Origin of the sequence: Flavobacterium dankookense (genome assembly GCF_004362665.1) — a bacterium.
GTDB classification, from domain to species: Bacteria; Bacteroidota; Bacteroidia; order Flavobacteriales; family Flavobacteriaceae; genus Flavobacterium; species Flavobacterium dankookense.
In genome coordinates this window covers 549,959-570,001 of record NZ_SNXR01000011.1, presented here as the reverse complement: position 1 = coordinate 570,001, position 20,043 = coordinate 549,959, and the positions used below count along the sequence as shown (strand labels likewise).

The window sequence follows — 20,043 nt, the reverse complement described above, 5'->3', positions numbered from 1 at the left end:
ATCTACTTTTTTATGATTTTTATAAATGGAATTATAACCTCCAGAAAATGACTTCCACCATGTGTAATTACACTGTCTTTCGATGAGAAATTGTAATTATTTTTGAAATATATGGCGTTATCATCTCTAACTACTGACTGCTGAATTTCTGGGTTTGCTTCTAAAAATTCATCTGCCAATATATTGTCTATATATTCAATATGTCTTTGGCTTCTACTACCGGATTTATTAGTTCCTAATTTTTCTCTACTATGTAATCCTCTCCAACCATTAGTTAAAATATTACCATGGTCACTTGTTATATAGACTTCAAAACCGGATTCAATTAATACTTCTATTTTTTTGATAATCTCACTACGTTCAATCCAATTTTGAGTAAGACCTTTTAAATCCGTGTAATCTGTAGAATTGTGCATCTTGTCATCTAGGTCTTTTAAAACAATTGCAAACTTTGTTATTCTTTCTAAATTTGAAGTGTCTATTTTGTCGTGATTGTATCTTATTTCAAACTTATCTAATCCTTTATTTATCCAATAATTTGTCCATAACTTTTCTTCATTTTTAGGATTTTGAATGTATTCTTTATCAGGATAATCTCCTCTAAAGATTGCTTGTCTAGATAATTGGGTGATTGATGGAAGCCATGAGAATGTAAAATCTTCAATAATATTAAAACTCGGAGGATATAATGATTTAATGCTATTATACTGCCAAAAACCCATACCATCAATAACAATGAGTGCTATTTTATTGTTTTTATTATTATGAGTTATGTAGTCTAAAATTTTGGATACAATTTTCGGTTTTTTAATTGCACTTGAATTAAACAGATGCTTAAAGTTTTGCTCTAATTCTTTTTGGAAATGGATGTTAATTATATCTCCAATAGCAATTATTTCTTCTAAATATTTTGTGTTTATAGTCAATAATAAAGCATTGGAGTATTCGTTTATTATTTCTAACCAATCTACTATTTTGCTTTTTAAAAGTTCATTGATTTTACTTTCAAATACTACATTCTTAAAGACAGATTCTTCTTTTGGAAATAAATTAATTATATAATTGTCAGTCTCTGCTTTTGAAAGCGATTTTATACTTGGATTTTTAAAAAGAATGTCAAGGCAATCTAATTCTGCATTAAGGATAGAAGAACTATGATAACCTTTAATAAAATTAGATAAATGAAAAGTCGTTTTGGCTGCATTACGCTTTATATCCTCTAAATAATTTTCATTATCGTCTGATGTAAAAATTAATGTTGTAACTGAACTTTTCAATTCAAATTTAATTCTTTGTTCAATGCCAGTTCCGTTGACGATCGAGATATTATTATCCTCGAAGATTTTTATAATATCTTCACGTAATAAAAATTTATCTGGATTTTCTACCAGAATTATTTTTTTATCAAACGAATTGAAATATGAAACAATATGTTCTATGAAACTATTATTCATTGATTCTGATACTTATTAAGTGTTTTATTCCGGGTAATGTTTTTTTATTTCTTTTAAACTCATTTAACCAAAGTGAATGTTCTTCCTCTAATTTTTTTAATTTAGAAATTCTAATGTTTTCAATTCCTATTTTTTCAATTCTAGATTTCTGAAAATCAAACGATTTTATCTTGTTCTCTTTTTTCATAATCATCTTTTCAGAAACTTCAGCATCTAAATTCTGATAGCTAGATAACAAAACATTTTTTAGACAATCCATATACGTTTCTTCATGAATTTTGTATTGTGATTCAATAAAAGAAAATTCAGTAGTATCGGAAATCAATCTATTCCAAATATCGTTAGCATAAGCGGAATATAATTTCCCATTATCGGCTAAAAAGAATGCTTGATAGGTTGCTTTTTTGTCAAAATAGTTTTGTGCTGATATTTCCCAAACGCTCCAAATACCGGGTGTTTCATTGCCATTTATTGTTTTTACAACAGGAATTCCATTTGAAATATTAAATTCAATTAATTCATTTAATATTTTCTTAATCCAATCATTTTGTAATGTAATGTTTTCTATTCCTGGGTTATTTATAGCAATTTCAGCATCAAAAGTGATGTGTTTGGATTGATTCTGTAACTTTACATTAAACACACCAAAAGCATCTTTTTTTATACTACCATCATTAATAAAAGTATATTGTGTGATTAGATTTTCTAACCATTTTGGTAAAGCACTGTGTTTTATTTCCGCCGCTTTTTTAAATTCAATATCTTCTTCTTTTACTTGAGGAATAATACCTTCTGTACTTTGAAAATCTTTAAGTTTTAGTTTTATTTCATGTAACCATTTGTCTCCAGCAAATTCAAACTTACTAGGATCTAATAAACTTTGTAAATAGAGTTTGTTAATTTTCTTCATATCGATTGCGGAATCTAAAACATCAGATGTTTTGTCTATTCCTAATTGCTCAATAATATTGTTTAATTTTTCCTCTATTACTTCATAAACACGAAGGTCAACGCTATTATTTGTCAACATATTGAATGCCTTAACTTTTAGTTTTTGACCAATTCTATCTACTCTACCAATCCTTTGCTCAATCATCATTGGATTCCACGGCAAATCATAATTGAAAACAATATTACAGAATTGCATATTTAGTGATTCACCCGCTGCATCTGTAGCTACTAGAATTTGAGCATTGTTTTTAAAATCGGTTAATGCTGCTTTTCTTTCGTCTAAATCTTGACCACCATTTATAGTTGTAATTCTATAACCTTTAATTTTAAGATAGTTTGACAACATTTTTTGAGTTGAACGAAACTCAGTGAATATTAGAATCTTTAGGTCTTTATTGTCATAAAGCTTTTGTAATTCTTGATACTTTATCAATAATGCTTCTGCTTTTGCATCTACTTCAGTTGTTAAGCAAACTTTAGCTTGTTCTATTAAATCACAAAGAATACTTTCTTCATCTACAATACCTTCTCCAGCCGAAGCGTAAACACCATCAAAATCTAATGATTCTATATCATTGTCTTCCGATTTATCATAATCTGTAGCATAATTTTCAATTGAATTATCATCGCCGTATCTTAACCTTTCTAATCTGCCTTCCATAGCTGATAAAATGGCAGCTGTGGAACTACTTACTAATCTTTGAAACAATATCATTATTAAACCAGTAGCTGTATTTTTTGTTCTTTTGGCCGTATTAAATCCTTGAATTACATAATTTGTAACTGCATTATATAAAGCAATTTGTTTATGATGTTTTGCGCTATCTAAAAAAACATCGAAACGAACTGTTTCGCGCTCATTAAATAATTTTTTCCCTTCATAATCAACTGCTAATCTCTTTTCTGTTCTAATTACATAGGGTTCTAATTCATTGATATTAGGTAAACCTTCACCCGCAAATGCATCGGGATCTAATAATTGCAGAATTCTTCTGAAATGGTCTGACTTTCCTCTATGTGGAGTTGCTGTTAAAAGCAATACATTATTTACTGTATTACATAATGCCTGTGCTAATTGGTATCTTGAAACTGTTTGTGATGCTCCACCCATTTTATGGGCTTCATCAATAACTACAAGGTCAAAGTTGGCTTGCAAGACACCTTCCATGCGGTATTTGTTGTATTCATCAACTTTTTCATCAGACCAACCATGCCTTTTTTCTAATGGTTTCAAAGCATCAGTAGAAACAATTATTTGATTGTGTTGTTCCCAAAAATTAAATTCATGATCGGCATTGATATTAGAGAATGTTCTGGCCATAGAAGTAATCATTTCTGAATCGTAGATATGAAATACCTCATTGAAATGGTCTTTTAATTCACTTTGCCATTGTAACATTGACGATTTTGGAACAATTATCAAAATACGTTTTATATCTCCTCTTAATTTTAATTCTTTTAAAATTAATCCTGTTTCAATGGTTTTACCCATACCCACTTCGTCAGCTAAAAGAAATCTATTTTGAGATGATTGCATTACTTTTTCAAGGACCAAGATTTGGTGAGGTAGAGGAATTAAGCTGCTCTCGTAAGGTGCTAGAATGTTCTTTTTCGCTACTTCTTCTTTGATTTTAGCAGCTATTGCAATAAAACGAACAAATGGTAGGGACTGAACCGTTTTTTCTTCTTCCAGCTCGTCAAAATTAACTTCAAGAAATGTGTTATCCGCTAAGATTTTAATCCAAGCTAATTTTTGGCCAAAAATTTCTTTGGTTCCAACCACTTCTACTATTTTATTTTTATATAACATACTTAAATTCTTGAGCTTGCAATATCATAAAACTGTAACAACACTTCGTCTTCCATCAATAGATTGTTTGGTATTCTATCTCCAATGTTTACAATTGATTTGAAGTCTTTGTCTTGGTAGCATTGTTTGAAACCCGTCCTTAAAGCTTCAACTCTTACTTCCCTTAATTTTGCTTTTGGTTTTATAGCTTCATTTTTATATGTTTCAAAGAGTTTTAAATGTCTTACTACTTTTATTTTTTCTAATTGTATTTCATTTGTCATATCAGGAACTATCCATTTCCCATTATCTTGTTTAAGAAAATTTTCTTCTAAAATAATTCGCATTTCAGGCAATACATCACCTTTACGGATATTACTAACGACTTCTTTCATCCATAGTGGATGCAACTCAGATTCAGTCTTAGGTGCTTTACCCAATAAATTTCTTAACCAAAAAATACTGTCTTGTTCATTATTAACAAAAAGACTCATTTGAATAAAGTCTGGATTTTCTGCTTTTTTATTATCAAATTCTTGTACTTGCTCATTTGTAAAAAACATACCATCTCTTTCTATGAAACGTTCTCTTAATCCTTGCTGGAAAACACCCGAATCGATTGGAACTGGTAGACTTCGTTGTACGTAGAAAGCAATTAACCTATCAAACAAAATTTTTGGTGTTCTTTCAACTATTCCTAAAGTTGCTTTGTCGATTAAAACATGCACTGGCAAATGTTGTAAATGTTCCTCTATAAAATCCCAAACTCCAATATTTGAATTTTGATTTTCTCTAAATTTTTTATCAAAATTATCTGAAGGCTTATAGCAGGAAATTGCTAAGTCTTGTTTTACAGCAGTTGCAGTTGTGATTGCTTTAAAACTGACTTGTTTTTTGTCCAAATCTGTCACATTTGCAATGACAAAACCTGCATTTTGAAGTGATGTTTGAATAGAATTCCAAACAGCTGCACTTGTATTACTAAACTCTACGGTCATCCATTTCCCAGGTTTCAAGATTCTATGATACTCTTTGAAAGAAGCGTGCATCAATTCTTGATAAGCATAAAGATTTTTATTTTGGAATTTATTAGCAATTGCTTCACTATTCGAATTTGTAATAACTCCTAACCAGGTTTCCATTATAAGATTTAATTCGGAGTACATCAAATTTGCACCAAAAGGAGGATCTGTAAAAATATAATCAATAGAATTATCTTCTATTGGATTATTAGTAGCAGAACCAGTTGAAACTAGCTGTTCCGTTTTTATAAGTTTAAATGCTTTTTTAATATCTCTAAACTTAGCCTTCAAAGAATTAAAAACATTGTTTTCTTGTGGTGTTGAACATATATAATAAGTACCTGATGTTGTACCACCTTTACCGTTTAGTCTAAATCTGTATAAAAGGGAACTGTTTTGTGCAGATGCCGTTATTAGAAATGTAATGTCAAAACCCATTTCTTTTTGTAAGGCATCAAAAACTATTCTAGAACGTCTGAAAATCAATTCTCGAATATTATCTATGCCATGCTTTGAAAGTCTACCAATTTCATCACCACCATAAATGGTGTGCAAATCATTATTATTTACTTTAATATTTTTAATTTGTTCTAATAAAATTAAATCTTCTTCATCTGGAATTTTTTCATATCTCTTACCGCTTAAAGTATAGTTTATTAAAACAGGTTGCAGTTTTAATTTTGTTACTGATTCTTGGGTTTCGTGGTTGAAGACTGTTTCAGACTCCGGCGTAATATTACTTTTTTGATAGCTACTATCGCAATGAGTACATTTAAATTCGTTTAATATTGCATTTGAATTTCTATCTACAGCAGCTTCCCAAAATGTAAATGAATGATTGCAATTAGTACAATTGTATATTTCACTCCATATTACATTATTAATAATACCGTAACTTTTATTATCGAAATGTTTTGTTTTGTATAACCAAGAGAATTCCTTTTCGATTTTGTCAATCGTCTTCTCTAGCTCTTCAATATTTTTCTGAATTAATGAATTATTATAATTGTAGGCAATAAAGCTTGCTACTGGGCTTAAATCATTACAAATTGCATTACGTTTACCCCAAACAACATTATTATTTTCTAATTCTATACTGTGTTTTAATTCAGCATCTGGATTAGCACAAATAGAAGCAGCTACTCCTGTCATACCTGTACCTGCAAAACCATCAAAAATTACATCACCTGGTTGCGTATAATGTAAAATATATCTCATGATTGCAGGATGTGGTACTTTAGTATGATAACTATGCGCCATGTAAACCGGATTGTTTTTACCTTCACTTATGTTAAAAGCATATGGTTCATCAATTATAAAATCACTGCTTCTATTTCCCTGTTCTTCCAATAGTTGTTTTTCCATTTCCCATTCCTTAATGAAATCATTAATCCATGGATTTGGACAGGCTGTATAGAATGGTGGATCAGAAAGATTTAGAATGTCTTCATCACTCCCAATAGGAAATCCATCTAATAATTTTAATTCGGATAATTTTTTTCGAAGTTCCTCTCTGAAATATTTCTTTCTTTCAATTTCAGAGTTAAATTCTTTTCCAAAAATATTTGTTATAGTTTTTAAATCACTCCCCATTTTATTTATAATTTTTTTATAAAACTGCCATAAGTTTCTTGATTCATTATAGTGAATTCTTTTAGATCTTTACTTAAGTCATGAACATGGAAAATTGATAAATCATTATTATGAATGACGAAATATGATGGTACATTCATTGCTTTTGAGAGTGTTGACAATATTTTACGTTCTAATGAGGTACGCTCCCAAATAAATCTTTTGGAATTAATAATGTGATTTTCATCAACACATTTACCCGTAACGGCTAAAAAACCAACGATACCTCTATCTTTTCTATACTCAACCCAATCAATATCTATTGCCAAGTAATCAGCTCCTAAACTTCTATGCCATAAACTGTAATCTGAATTTCGTTCTCCTGTCTTTTCAGTCTTTGTATTATCAACTCTTGGTGCAAATTTGTCCTTATCCATCATTTTTTTCTTTTATTAAACTCTTGAACTTGCTATGTCATAAAACTGCAACAATACTTCGTCTTCCATTAATAGATTGTTTGGAATTCTATCACCAATAATTACAATGGTTTTGAAGTCTTTGTCTTGATAACATTGTTTGAAACCAGCACGTAATGCTTCAACACGAACTTCTTTTAGTTTACTTTTGGGTTTAAGCGCTTCTGATTTATAAGTTTCAAATTGTTTAAGTAAACGTTTAGAACGCATTTTTTCTAAATCAATCTCGCTCTCAGGATTTGGAATATACCATTTACCTGTATTATCTTTCAGAAAGTTTTCTTCTAAGATAGTTCGCATCTCCGGAAGAATATCTCCACTTCGCATATTAGAAGCAACTTCTTTCATCCAAAGTGGATGTATGTCTTGCTCTGTTTTATTTTCTTGCTCTAAAAGATTTCGAAGCCAATAAATACTGTCTTGCTCATTTGCTACAAATATATTTAATTGAACAAAATTTGGAATTTCGGCTTTCTTTTTATCGTATTTATGAATTTGACTATCAGTAAAATACATTCCATCTCTTTCAATAAATCTTTCTCTTAAGCCTTGTTGAAATTTACCAGCATCAATTGGAACAGGTAATCCTTTTTGTAAATAAAATGATATTAATCTATCAAATAAAATTTTAGGACTACGTTCAATAATTCCTGCCGTAGCATTTTCCTTTATTAAATGAATTGGAAGGTGATTTAAATGTTCCTCTACAAAATCCCAAATTGCAATATCTAATTTATTATGTAACTTGAATTTTTCATCAAATTCAGAAGATGGTTTATAGCAAGAAATAACTAAATCTTGTTGAACTGCAGTTGTTGTATTAACTGCCTGAAAAGTACCTTGTTGTTTATCTAAAGCAGAAACATTTGACGTTACAAATCCAGCATTAGATAATGACAACTGTATCCCATTCCAAATTGATGCTTTTGTATTAGAAAAAACGACAGTCATCCATTTACCTGGTTTTAAAACACGGTAATATTCTTTGAAACAGTTTTCAATTAGTTTATTGTACTCGAGCTCCCCTTTCTTTTTAACTTTATCAACAATTGCTTCTGGATTAGTATTTGTAAAAACCTTTTGCCATGATTCAATGAAATAATTAAGATCTGAATAATATATATTTTCACCGAAAGGTGGGTCAGTAAAAATATAATCAATCGAATTATTTTTAATAATTGTATTTGACGCCGAGTTTGTTGATGATAAAATTATACTTCCATTATCCTTGGAATTTGCAAATGCTAATGCAATTCTTTTTAATTTATTTTCATAGGCAACAAAAGGATTTGCTTCTGAAGACATCATTGGGATATAAAAAACACCCGTCATAGGATTGTAGGGAAAAGAAACATTAGGTCTATATCGATTTCTATATGAAAGATTTACAAAATGACTATCTAACCAATATTTTATAAGTTCCTTTTCTTTTTTTTGAGGTATTTTTTCTGCCTTATCCCATAAAAAAGATAAGATATGTTTCATCCTCTCGAAATAAAATTGATGTGTGTGAGTTATATTTGAAGATTTCATCCTACCAACTCTCATCATCTGCATATCGGGAATTTCTTTTGTTGGGATATTGGGTTTCGATAATTCATCAATTTTGATCAGCCTTTTAAAATCATTTTCATCAGGCTTTTTATATATTTTAATTTTATTTCTTTTAAAGCAAATTAATATTAGTTCTCTGGATGGAACTTGTATTACTTTATCAATTATGCTATCATACTTTGAAACATATTGAGGCTTAAGATTTCTTTTATTAATTACTACATCGCAGGAAGGGCATTTAATTATTTTTTTTAAATTCTTCAAGTCGTTTTCAAATGCAATCTCTGAAAAATTTAAATTGTTGCCACATTCTTCACAAGTAGAAATTTCACTCCATATAAAATATTCAACTTCGGCTTCTTTTCTAGTTATAGGATCTAACGTTGTAAACATCCAACTGAATTCTTTTCTAGCTTCTTTTATGAGATTTTTAGCTATCTTATCAAAGTTTAAAATATCTAAACTATTATTGTTGTTGTAACCCAAATTAGTAGCAGCTGGAGATAAATCACTTATTATACAATTTCTTGAACCAAAAAGTCCAATTTTATTATTAGAATTTATAATCTCATTTTTATTATTAACTATGAGCCCCATTGAAAGTAATTCTTTGATATCACCACATTTATTTGCAGCAATACCAGTCATACCGGATCCTGAAAACCCATCATAAACAAAATCACCAGGTTTCGTGTAGTGAAACAAATATCTCATGATTGCCTTGTGAGGTACTTTAGTATGATATGAATGAGCATTATAAATTGGTTCGTTTTTTCCTTCACTTACATCAGTAGCATAAGGCTCAACAACTTCATAACCAGTACTTCTTTTTCCATTTTTCTCTAGTTCGTTCTTTTCAATTTCCCATTCAGCTATAAAATCATTGAGCCAAGGATTTGGGCAAGCCGTATAAAATGGAGGGTCTGAAAGATTAAGGATGTCTTCGTCTTCGCCAATAGGAAAGCCTTCCATTTGCTTTAACTCTGGAAGCTGTTTGCGCAATTCTTCGCGAAAGTATTTTCTGCGTTCTTCTTCAGTATTGAAAGTTTTTCCTAAAACAGTTATAGTTTGGTTTTGGGTTGTATCTTGAAACATAGTATATGTTTAATTTTTAGATTACTATTTAACTTCTAATTATTAGCTTAATTCTTTTATTATCTTATCTATGTCATTGCTGAGAGTTGCGGTTTCATAGGTAGTTAATAAACGATTTGGGAAGTTTTTTTGGTACCATTTTACTTTTTTCTCCCAATGTGCTTTATAATCTGGTAAATCTAACCTTCCTACATGTTCTAGATAATAGGTTTCACCCGCAAACATTACTGTAAAATCTGGTAAATAAAAACTTCCATCGGATGCGAATAGTGGCTTCTCATACCAAAATGGCACTGTTCTTTCAGTAAGCATATTGGCAATAATCACTTCTGATTTAGAACGTACCATATACTCCGAAATTGTTTGATGAATTTTACCTTCTTCATACCAATCACTCATTACCAGTAATTCTTTTGGAATTGGTTTGAACTCAAATAAACTGGCATTAATCTTTGCTAATCTATTTGCTTCAGGTCTTGTTAATTGAAGAAAAGCGCTTATGTCTTGTTCTGCAAAAACAGTCAGTTTTGTTTTGGCACGCGTAACTGCTGTATATATTAATTCTTTTGAAAGTAATGTTTTTTTGTTTTTTGGTAATACTAAAAATACGTGATCAAATTCACTTCCTTGCGATTTGTGTACTGATATGGCATAAGCCAATTCTAAATTATCTATTGGTTTTTCTTGTGGTAAATTATAGGTATATCCTTTAGCTGTTTGATACGTTCCAATATCTTTTCCAAACGGAATATGAGCATTTCTACCTTCGAGGTTTAATACAAATCTTTGAGCACGAAAAGAAGGTGCCAAAAACTTTTGCTGATACCATCGGTTGACCGAATTGTCATAAAATTTTTTTGTATCAAAACCATGAGGTCGTGTAAAACCCAATTCCCCATTATAGATGTTAATTTTTACATTTCCTTCACCAGGTACATAGGCAAAAATAGGATTAGACTTAGGCCTGTTTCTGTATTGAATAACTTTGTCATAAATACTTATCCCATCTAAAAAGTTCTGCTTTTCGAAATTGCGCTTATTAAGTTTACTTTGAAAAAATGTATTTAGTGCATCTGTACCAAATAACTCAGAACGGTAAGGAGAAATAACCTGAAATTTGTTGGCTTTTTTGCCTTTAGTATCTTCTGGGTCTTCAAAAGTCTTTCCTAATAATTCCCAGTAGGCTTCTTCATTGTATTTTAAATCATGTTCAGCTTCTAAATCTCTAACCAAAGTGTTAAACATAAGCTCATTAAGTTCTTTCTCGTTATCCCAGAAATGCACTTCAATGTCTTTTAACTCCTCTGTAAAATCTAATTCTTGAATTTGTTTTAATAACTCTGTTTGCTTTGCCTTGTTTGTGGCTGTTTCTTTTAAATCAAGGTCACTAAAATCGTCTTGAATGAAAATTGATGCAAGATCTAGTATTCCTGTTCCGCGTCCTTCCAATTTATTTTCTCTTTGTCTGAGATTTTCTTTTAATTCTCCTTTGTTTTCCTCTGGAATCCATTTTATTATATCGGCAAACACTTTTCCATATCCGATTGGTGGAAGCTGGTTAGGGTCGCCAACGAAAATGATACGTTGGACTGTTTGCCAATTGATTGCTCTAAAAAGTGTCGCCATTAACGATTGGTCTATCATTGATGATTCATCAATAATAAATATCCGAATATTTTCTTCTAGTTTACCACCTTTACGCTTGTAAGTAAAATTATCATTCATCCAACCTCTCTCTGAAAGGAATGAATGAATAGTTTTGGCCTCTTTTCCTGAACGTTCTCTCAGTCTATCAGCAGCTTTGCCTGTAGGTGCTAATAAAAGAAAGGAAGTACCAATACCGTGTGCTTTTTCAATACCAGAAATAATAGATTTAACTACTGTTGTTTTACCTGTTCCAGCACCACCACAAATCACACTTAATCCTTTATCAAATATTTTTTGGCAAACTTCAGCTTGTGCCTTTACTGCTTCCTGGTATTCATTTGGGTTTAATTCTGCTATTTTAGATTTGCTATCATAAAGGAAGTTTTGCCAATTTTTATCGGTTACTGGACTTTTAAAATTTCCGATTTGTCTTTTAGTTAGGTCACGAATTTTTTCTTCAATTAGCCTTTCATCTTCATATACTGTTTTTAAATACAAAAATAGATTGTTGTCGGCATCATTACGAAGCACAATGGTTTCAATCAAAGTGTTTTTGTATGAACTGAAATTTTTTAACTTAAAATCGAATTGTCTCCAATCACTAAGAAAAGAAAGATATTTATTGATTTTTTGTAAAATTACTTCGGCTGCAGTAAAAGTATGCGGAGCAATTTGTTTTAAATTGTTTACACATAGTGCTCTGAAACGAATATCACTACCTCTAGTAGTTAATGGTTTCAATCCTAAATCAAGAGATGGTAACATACCATGATCAATTTTCGCAAAAGTGATTTGGTCATCTGGACCATTACCCGCATAATTTTCACAAAGTAAATATGGATTTTTTACTAAAGCACTAATATCATATTCAAGACCATTTTGTTGTCTGTCTTCTGAAATAATTTGTGTAATTTGTTTTAATCTATTAGATTCTTCTATTTCAAATCGTGGAAGGACATCTAGAATGAAATTGATTTCCTCTTCATCTTTTGTTGCCAATTCGTCTTTGACATTTCCTAATCTTATTTCATCTATGTTAATACCTTCAATTGGATATCCATTTAAAAGGAAATTTTTAATGTCTTGAAAAGCTTGTTCTTCCCTGTCTGCATTTGTTTCTCTTTTAAAATATTCATTTAGCTCAGGTAAGTCTAAATAATTCAGTACTTGAGGCATACCAGGATATTTACCTCTATTTAGCCATAATTCTGCAACCACTTGGTGCAACCATTTTTTTCTTGCTTCCCAATCTTCAGAAGTATCTTGTAATTCGTTTTGAAGAATGTCAACAATTTCAAGTGCTCTTTCAACAACTTCTAGTGCATCATCATCAGAAACATGGCGCATTGCATATTTAAAATTTCTTGAGTTTTCAGGAAAAAAAGCAATTTTATCTAAGATTTCTGGTTGGTCTTTGTATTTATGATATGGTATTCTAAATCCTTCCTCAGGATAGTTTGAAGTAATTGGTATCTGCCATACAAAAGCCCCTGCATAGCGTTTTCTTTCTTCATCAGTAGCTAAATCATAATCCATATAGGGATGAATCGTTTTTACACGACCAAAACCAACTATTACATATTTTTTGTCATCCTCACCTGAAAGTGGATTGCTATAATTGCTATAGTAAAAAATTAAAGAGGTGTCTTCTTTAACTTCTTTCATAAAAGCTTTTACATTGTTTATTCTATTCTCATAATTAAATGTCCCATCTGCATTTTTATCATCTTCAAAATACATTTCTTCATATGGCCAAATACTTATAGTATTTGGAGGTAATTCATATTTTTTTATTTCATTATTTGTGTACCATTCTGGAGAATTTACTTCTGCCACAGTAGTATCAGTACCAAATGCATTATTACTAAAACAACATGGTGGTATATAGTCATCAGATATTTTACTACAAGAACAACCAGCATATTTTTTTGCTTCCAATTCTTGCAAAGGCTTTTTTTCATACATACCACCAGGATAAGAATATTGACCTGTACAATAGGTATTTGCCTCGGGATCTTGGCATATTTTACCATTCCAACCATCAGCATGCCAAGTTAATCTAGCAGAAATATGTTTTGGTTTAAGCATGCCTTTTTATTTTAGTATAATTCTAATTTTATCTCTCTCTTTTCCTCTACACACTTCGTCAATATAGCTTTTGAATGCGACAATTGCTTCGTCTGGACTTAATGGTTTACTGAATGCCGTTTTTAAACTATCAGAATTTAATTCCACTTTTTCAAGCCCTTTGTGTAATTCCATTATGGCATTTCTAATGGATAAAGCGTTGCTTTTTTCAATCTGAACTTTATCTTTTTTGAAATTTTCTAATAGTGTATTTTTATTTTTGTCTAAGAGAATAATATTCTTTTGAACTATTGGGTCGTCAAGTATTTCCTTAAGCGCTACTACCCAATTATTAAAAATTTCTTTTAATTCCAGTTTTAAATCTTGAATTGAAGATGTTCCTTGATCAATATAATCTAAAGGATTAAAATCATGATATGTTTTTTCCAGAATTGCATCCATATTTACTTTTGAATCTGCTGGTTTTAGTTTGTCAATTTTATTTAACAATTGAGAGTATTGAGCCGATGGTAAAAAATCAGCTTCTTTTAAAATATCATTAATTACTTTTTCATTACTGTCTAAAACTGCTTGTTTCAGTGTATTGTCATTTTCACTAATACGGTATTTTAAATACTGTTCCAAATAATATTTAGCATATTTGGTTTTTAAATCCTGAAGTTCTTTTTTGTAATTAGAAATAATAGCGTCATCCCCAGTACCAATAATATCAGATAACTTTTCAATTGCTAGGTTAATTTTATCTTTTAAATCTTTATCAGCGATAAATTGTAAACTTAAATTTAAGTAAGTTATAACGTCATCAAATGCTTTTAGCTCATCTAATTGTTTTTCTACTTTTTCTACTAATGGTTTTGATTCTAAAATAAGGTTTACTTCGTCTAAAGTGAATTGAAAGTTCTTAATCCTTGATTCAGAATTGTACGTTTTAAGTTTATCACAAAATCCAGAAAATCCAGTGAATTTGATATTCAGATTACGAGCTTCATTTTCAGAAATAATCTCAACTCCTTTGAAAGTATAACCTCCTTGAATTTTACTATTAACGGTAACAGTTTTTTGAGCCCATTCTGAAGCTTTTCTTCCTAATTCTATATAAGTATTATCATCTTTTAAATGCTTGCTTAAATCTTTTCCTAGTAGACCTAGAAACATTGCTTTTAATGCAGCTTCATTAACACCTTTAGGGTGTTTGATGTGTGCAAAACCAAAATAATCTTCAACAGAAATATCTTTTAATTCGTTTAGATTTGTTGAATTTATAGTTTTACCAGAAGAAAGTGTAATTTCAATATCACCTAAAGCCGTAAGACAAGCTAAAACCAAAAATTCTAATTCCGCTTCAATTTTGAAATCTTTTGACACCCATAATTTTGATTCAACATGAATACATTCTAAAATTTCATCACGATTTAAAACCATGCCAGTTCCTTTATCGAGTAGTAATTTAATTATATTTTGGGCATATTCAGAATGACTTATATCTAATCTACCGGGCACCCATAACCCTAATCCTGAAAGAATACCTTCGCCATCTCTATTGGCTTGATCTTGTTTCTCGATTTTTAATAAAGCTTGTTTTATTAAACGATGAAAATTGTCCTTCGTAATTGGAGAGTTTAGTTGACTAAAGTTAGGATAACTAGGGTTTTCTTCTTTGAACCAATTTTCTAAGACGAATGAAGTTACATCAGAGAAGATTTGTTCTTTAGAGGCACCTTTTCCTGGCAAAGTATATCCACTTAATGGTAACTCTTTACCCATATAATCAACCTTAGTAATTTGAATAAATTCATTGTCAAAAAATGTTCTTGCTTTTTTATTAAGCTCTTCTATTTTTTGTCTATATATGGCTTTTTGTGTAGTATCTGAATTTCCTTCTAAAGCAAAAGCTGCTGCATATAATGAAATAGCATTTTTAAAATCATCCGATAAATCATCCATTATAAAATATACTTCATCCCTATCATGATTTCTCTTTTTCTTAGTATCATCAAAAATGGGCATGAAATACATGTAGAAATGTTGCTTTGGTTGAGTTGTTGATTTTTCATTTGGATTACCAAAGAAAATATAGCCATCACGATAGCTTTTATGACTTTTCCATTCAATTGCGTGTTCCCAAATTTTAAAACCTGATCTATAAGTATCATGGTCTAAAGTCATGTTTATCTCAAGGAATTTATAAAAATATTCATCCTTTTGAGAATCATCCATTGAAGCAGCATAATCTTTTATTTTTTGATCAAAATTAACGCCGCCTTCAATTCTTAGATGATACTCTTGATTTTCCGCATTCTTATCAAAATATTGACCAGAAGTAGCCGTAATGATTTGTTTAGCAGTAGAATCCATTATGTCAATAAGAAAATCTCTATCCGTAGCTAGTTTATCAGTTAAACATAAATCATCAACCAAATGTTCAGTATTAGTACCGTTCTGTCTATTTAAATCATGTTGAAGAATTCTAATAGCACAAGCGTTTGTAATTCTTTCAGCAATTTCTTTTTTACCATCACGAGCACCAGTAAAATATGTATCAATCTTATCTTTCACAGTATCAGTAACTTCTTTTACTCTTCTGATATCTGGGATAGCCATCATTGATTGATCATTTTGTATGTCTTTCCAATAATTATCATATGTCAATAAACCAGGATTATCAGTTGGAACCTCAGTTTCTAATATTTCCAAAAATTGATTGGAAAGTGTTTTAAGAATTTCCCTTTGACTTTTACCAATTCTTATTTTTTCAAAATTTTCAAAGTAAGATGGATGCACTGGAAACAGTTCTACATAATCTTGAGTTTTTGCGTGTAAATCTGTAAAATATTTTAAAAACCTTTCAAGATGGTTTTTTATTTTTTGTTTTTGATGTTCGTCTTTTTTAAGTAACCTATTTTTGACAATAAATGCTACATCCTCTTTAGTAATAATGATATCTTTATATCTATCATTTACTTTTTGAAGCATTTTTGCAGCGAACTGGAATTCTGAAGATTGATATATCATTTCTTGAACACCAAACACAAATTTGAATTTTGATGTATCACATGCTTGTCCAAGAGCTTGTAGAACTTGCAAATCACTATTTAATTTATCAGCAGTACTTCTTCCTTTAAGGTAAGCTAGCATCTCATCAATAACTATCATAAATCCTTTATCAGGATATTTTTCTTCAAAATCAGCCATCATTAACTGAATTTTTTCAAAGTAAGATATTGGACCATGACCATCAAAAGAAAAGTCAATACCAATCTTAGAGAGATATTCCTCAATTTTAAAAGAAACGACTTCCCAAAGACTTTCTTTATTCCCTAATTCAAATCGTAAAACCTTGAATTTACCAGCAATTTTAGTAAGTTCTTTTTTTGGTTTTTCATGAGTAATTAGTTCAATTAAATCTTTGTTCTCAGCAATCAAAGAAATTAGTGACATTAAATGCGATTTACCAGTACCATAATTACCAACAATTTGTAACCCAAAAGATTCTTGTTTATTGGTGAAATTTAGATTTTTTTCAATCAATGGAATTAAATTTTCACTAAAGGCCTTTGAAAAAACAAATGTTTTAATCAAAGATTTTTGATATTCGACATCATTAGTTCTACTAAATTTCACAACCTCTGTAATAGGTTCAAAATTTAAAAGTTCTTTATATTTCATATTGTATATTGCTTAAGTTCTTTATGTTAATTTTTATACCATTTGATTTTGTCAAAAAGTATAAATTCTCTTTGTCGGTTTCCCCATCCCATTGTATAAACAGGCAATTTGTTTTTGATAAATTATCAATAAAACTATAGAAGTCAAATTTTAAACTTGGTTCAAAAAGAATCCCTACATTTTTAATTGAAATTGTATCACCAAATTGATGATTTCTATAAATTGAGTGACTAATTAATTCGTCTAAAATTGATTTTGCTTTTAATGTAAATCTATTATCATTAGTTAAAACTTCAATTTGTTTTGCTAACTCAAGACCAATATCAATAGGGTTTAAAATATCAATTGGATTTCTATGAATTACAATTTTATTTCTAGAATTAGATTTCAAATAATCTATTATTTTAATTTCCATACTAATTTTTTATTTTTGAAATAAATTTTTATTTTAATATTTCAATTAATAAATAATGCTTTTCGATATACCTTCCTCAATATTTAACTAGCTAGAAAAAATCTAATTCTAAATACATCTAATTCAAAAGATAGATTTGAAATGTTTATCATAGGCTACTATATAAATAATTTTTTCCTTTCCATATTTCACAATAAAATAGCAGCATTTGTCTGTATGACTAAATTCTTACAGACAAATGCTGTGGCCTATTTTAATTTTAAAGCGTAAATATATAAAAAAGCAATGGAAAGAAAAATGAGGAAAACCGTAAAAGGATGAAAAAAGAAGAAATTTATTGCAAAAAAAATAGATTAACGTTGGTACCCTATTTTTGGAAAAAAGATATTTTATTTTTTTAGTTTGTAAAAAACTGATTTATATGACTTTTTGAGTGCAAACAAAACTAAAGTTTTTATTTTATTGCTCTTAATTGTTCTAATGTTGCCCAAAATTATTGAAAGAAAAAAAATTAAAAATGTTTGTGTTTTTTTTTGGTTACCCACTGAAAATGGAATAGATTGAAGTAATATAATGTATAAAAAAGATTTTAGAACAAATGTCAAAAATATCAAGATAGCTCGTAAAATACGAAAACTCACTATGATTCAAGTACCAGAAAGAGCCGATATTTCTCAGTCAATATTGCATTTAATTGAACATGGAAAAACAAGTATGGCAATGGGAACCTATTTCAATTTCCTGCGTATGTTAGGTAAACAAGATGATTTCTTAAAACTTATGGAAGACCATGTTCTAGAGAGAAAACTCCAATACCTTGAACTACTAAAATAGTAAGCAAGCTGCCCGATGGGTAAAAACATTTTTCAATTCAACAAATCTTTAATAACGACACGTTTTGTCGTTACACATGGTTACATTTGATAAAAATTAATACCACATGGCAAAACGTGAATATATCTTAAGACACTTATTAATTGTAAAAAGATTAAAAACAAAACAATCTACTTTCGAGGAACTACATAACTATCTATTGAAAGAACAAGATATTTCAGGCGATAAATTTGATATTTCACAACGTACCTTCCAGCGTGATATTAAAGATATATATTCTATTTATGGTATTGAAATTAAATACAATAAAAAAGAAGGTTGGTACGAAATTACTGATGAAACTGAAGAAAAACCATTTGAACGCATCATAGAAGCATTTGAAACATTGAATGCTTTAAACTTTTCTAATCATGTTTCTTCTAAATTACTTTTAGAAAAAAGAGCTAAAAAAGGCACCGAACACATGCATGGCTTGTTGTATGCTATTGATAATAACTTGGAAATCATTATCAAACACCAAAGTTATTGGAAAGAATTACCTGAAATTAGAAAGCTACAACCCATTGCAATTAAGGAATCAAGTAATCGATGGTATTTGATTTGTTTTGAAACCGTTAAGAAAGATTTCAGAAACTTCGGTTTAGATCGTATTCAAACACTAGAAATAACAAATTTAAAATTCAAACCAGTTGATTACAATGCAACGACTTATTATCAACATGCATTTGGAATTGAAACTTATGAACCAGCAACTAGAATAGTTTTAAATTTTAATTCTTTTCAGGCACAATACATCAAGTCCTTACCGCTACATCACTCTCAAAATATTATTTTTGAAACTGCCAATAGTTGCAAATTTGAATATTTTATGCATCCTACCAATGATTTTATCATGGAAATAATGAAGTATGGAGAAAATGTAATAATAGAAGAACCAACATCATTACGGGAATCCGTAAAAAACAAAATAGTAACTATGCTAAATTTGTACCAATAATTATGAAAACATTCACCGCAATAGATTTTGAAACGGCCCAAGGCTACCGATGGAGCATTTGCCAAGTAGGATTAATCAGAGTGGAAAACGGCATCATCACAAACGAGTTGGATATTTTAGTGCAACCACCCAATAATTATTACTGGAGTCGCTTTACAGATATTCACGGCATCAGTGCAAGCGATACTAGGCATGCTCCTACTTTTGCGGCAGTTTGGCATCAAATTGAACCTTTTATTACAAATCAAAATGTAATTGCACACAATGGTTTTAGTTTTGACTTTCCAGTATTATCCAATACTTTAGAGTATTATGGTTTATCAACACCTGAATACAACAAGTTTTGTACTTATAAAATGTACAAATCCAACCTAGCTGATTTATGCAAAGAACACAAAATTCCATTAAATCACCACGATGCACTGAGCGATGCTAGGGCTTGTGCAGCGCTATTTCTAATGCATCTTAAAAAATAAAAAAACA

11 protein-coding genes are annotated in these 20,043 nt (G+C 29.9%); 3 read left to right on the top strand and 8 right to left on the bottom strand.

Annotated features, from left to right (window positions below):
- Nucleotides 1–2 precede the first annotated feature (2 nt).
- From BC748_RS03785 to BC748_RS03750, 8 genes are read right to left on the bottom strand one after another with little or no spacing between them, the layout of a single operon-like run.
- Nucleotides 3–1,454, bottom strand: a complete 1,452-nt coding sequence (locus BC748_RS03785; RefSeq protein ID WP_133532125.1) for a PglZ domain-containing protein — start codon at nucleotides 1,452–1,454, stop codon at nucleotides 3–5.
- The gene (locus BC748_RS03780; protein WP_133532124.1) at nucleotides 1,447–4,215 is read right to left on the bottom strand and encodes a DEAD/DEAH box helicase; all 2,769 of its coding nucleotides are present in this window, start codon (nucleotides 4,213–4,215) and stop codon (nucleotides 1,447–1,449) included. Before BC748_RS03780 ends, BC748_RS03785 begins: the two co-directional genes overlap by 8 nt.
- Before the next feature lie 2 nt (nucleotides 4,216–4,217).
- On the bottom strand, nucleotides 4,218–6,809 hold the full coding sequence (locus BC748_RS03775; protein WP_133532123.1) for a DNA methyltransferase: 2,592 nt from the start codon (nucleotides 6,807–6,809) through the stop codon (nucleotides 4,218–4,220).
- Nucleotides 6,810–6,814: 5 nt separating this feature from the next.
- On the bottom strand, nucleotides 6,815–7,228 hold the full coding sequence (locus BC748_RS03770) for a hypothetical protein (protein WP_133532122.1): 414 nt from the start codon (nucleotides 7,226–7,228) through the stop codon (nucleotides 6,815–6,817).
- 12 nt (nucleotides 7,229–7,240) lie between these two features.
- Complete coding sequence (locus BC748_RS03765; RefSeq protein ID WP_133532121.1) at nucleotides 7,241–9,913, bottom strand: DNA methyltransferase; 2,673 nt, start codon at nucleotides 9,911–9,913, stop codon at nucleotides 7,241–7,243.
- Nucleotides 9,914–9,955: 42 nt separating this feature from the next.
- Nucleotides 9,956–13,648, bottom strand: coding sequence for an ATP-dependent DNA helicase (locus tag BC748_RS03760; protein WP_133532120.1), 3,693 nt, complete (start codon nucleotides 13,646–13,648; stop codon nucleotides 9,956–9,958).
- 6 nt (nucleotides 13,649–13,654) lie between these two features.
- Nucleotides 13,655–17,314: a DUF6079 family protein gene (locus tag BC748_RS03755; RefSeq protein WP_133532119.1), complete on the bottom strand. Its 3,660-nt coding sequence runs from the start codon at nucleotides 17,312–17,314 to the stop codon at nucleotides 13,655–13,657.
- Nucleotides 17,304–17,729 (bottom strand): hypothetical protein, encoded by a 426-nt coding sequence (locus BC748_RS03750; protein WP_133532118.1) that lies wholly within the window; start codon nucleotides 17,727–17,729, stop codon nucleotides 17,304–17,306. The genes BC748_RS03755 and BC748_RS03750 overlap by 11 nt, the downstream gene beginning before the upstream one ends.
- 642 nt (nucleotides 17,730–18,371) lie before the next feature.
- Here BC748_RS03750 and BC748_RS03745 point away from each other — a divergent pair.
- The 3 genes from BC748_RS03745 to BC748_RS03735 all read left to right on the top strand — a co-directional run bounded on the left by BC748_RS03745 (nucleotide 18,372) and on the right by BC748_RS03735 (nucleotide 20,036).
- Nucleotides 18,372–18,563, top strand: a complete 192-nt coding sequence (locus tag BC748_RS03745; protein ID WP_246013994.1) for a hypothetical protein — start codon at nucleotides 18,372–18,374, stop codon at nucleotides 18,561–18,563.
- 106 nt (nucleotides 18,564–18,669) lie between these two features.
- Nucleotides 18,670–19,560 (top strand): helix-turn-helix transcriptional regulator, encoded by an 891-nt coding sequence (locus BC748_RS03740; protein WP_133532117.1) that lies wholly within the window; start codon nucleotides 18,670–18,672, stop codon nucleotides 19,558–19,560.
- A 2-nt stretch (nucleotides 19,561–19,562) separates the two neighbouring features.
- The gene (locus BC748_RS03735; protein ID WP_133532116.1) at nucleotides 19,563–20,036 is read left to right on the top strand and encodes a 3'-5' exonuclease; all 474 of its coding nucleotides are present in this window, start codon (nucleotides 19,563–19,565) and stop codon (nucleotides 20,034–20,036) included.
- Nucleotides 20,037–20,043: the final 7 nt, after the last annotated feature.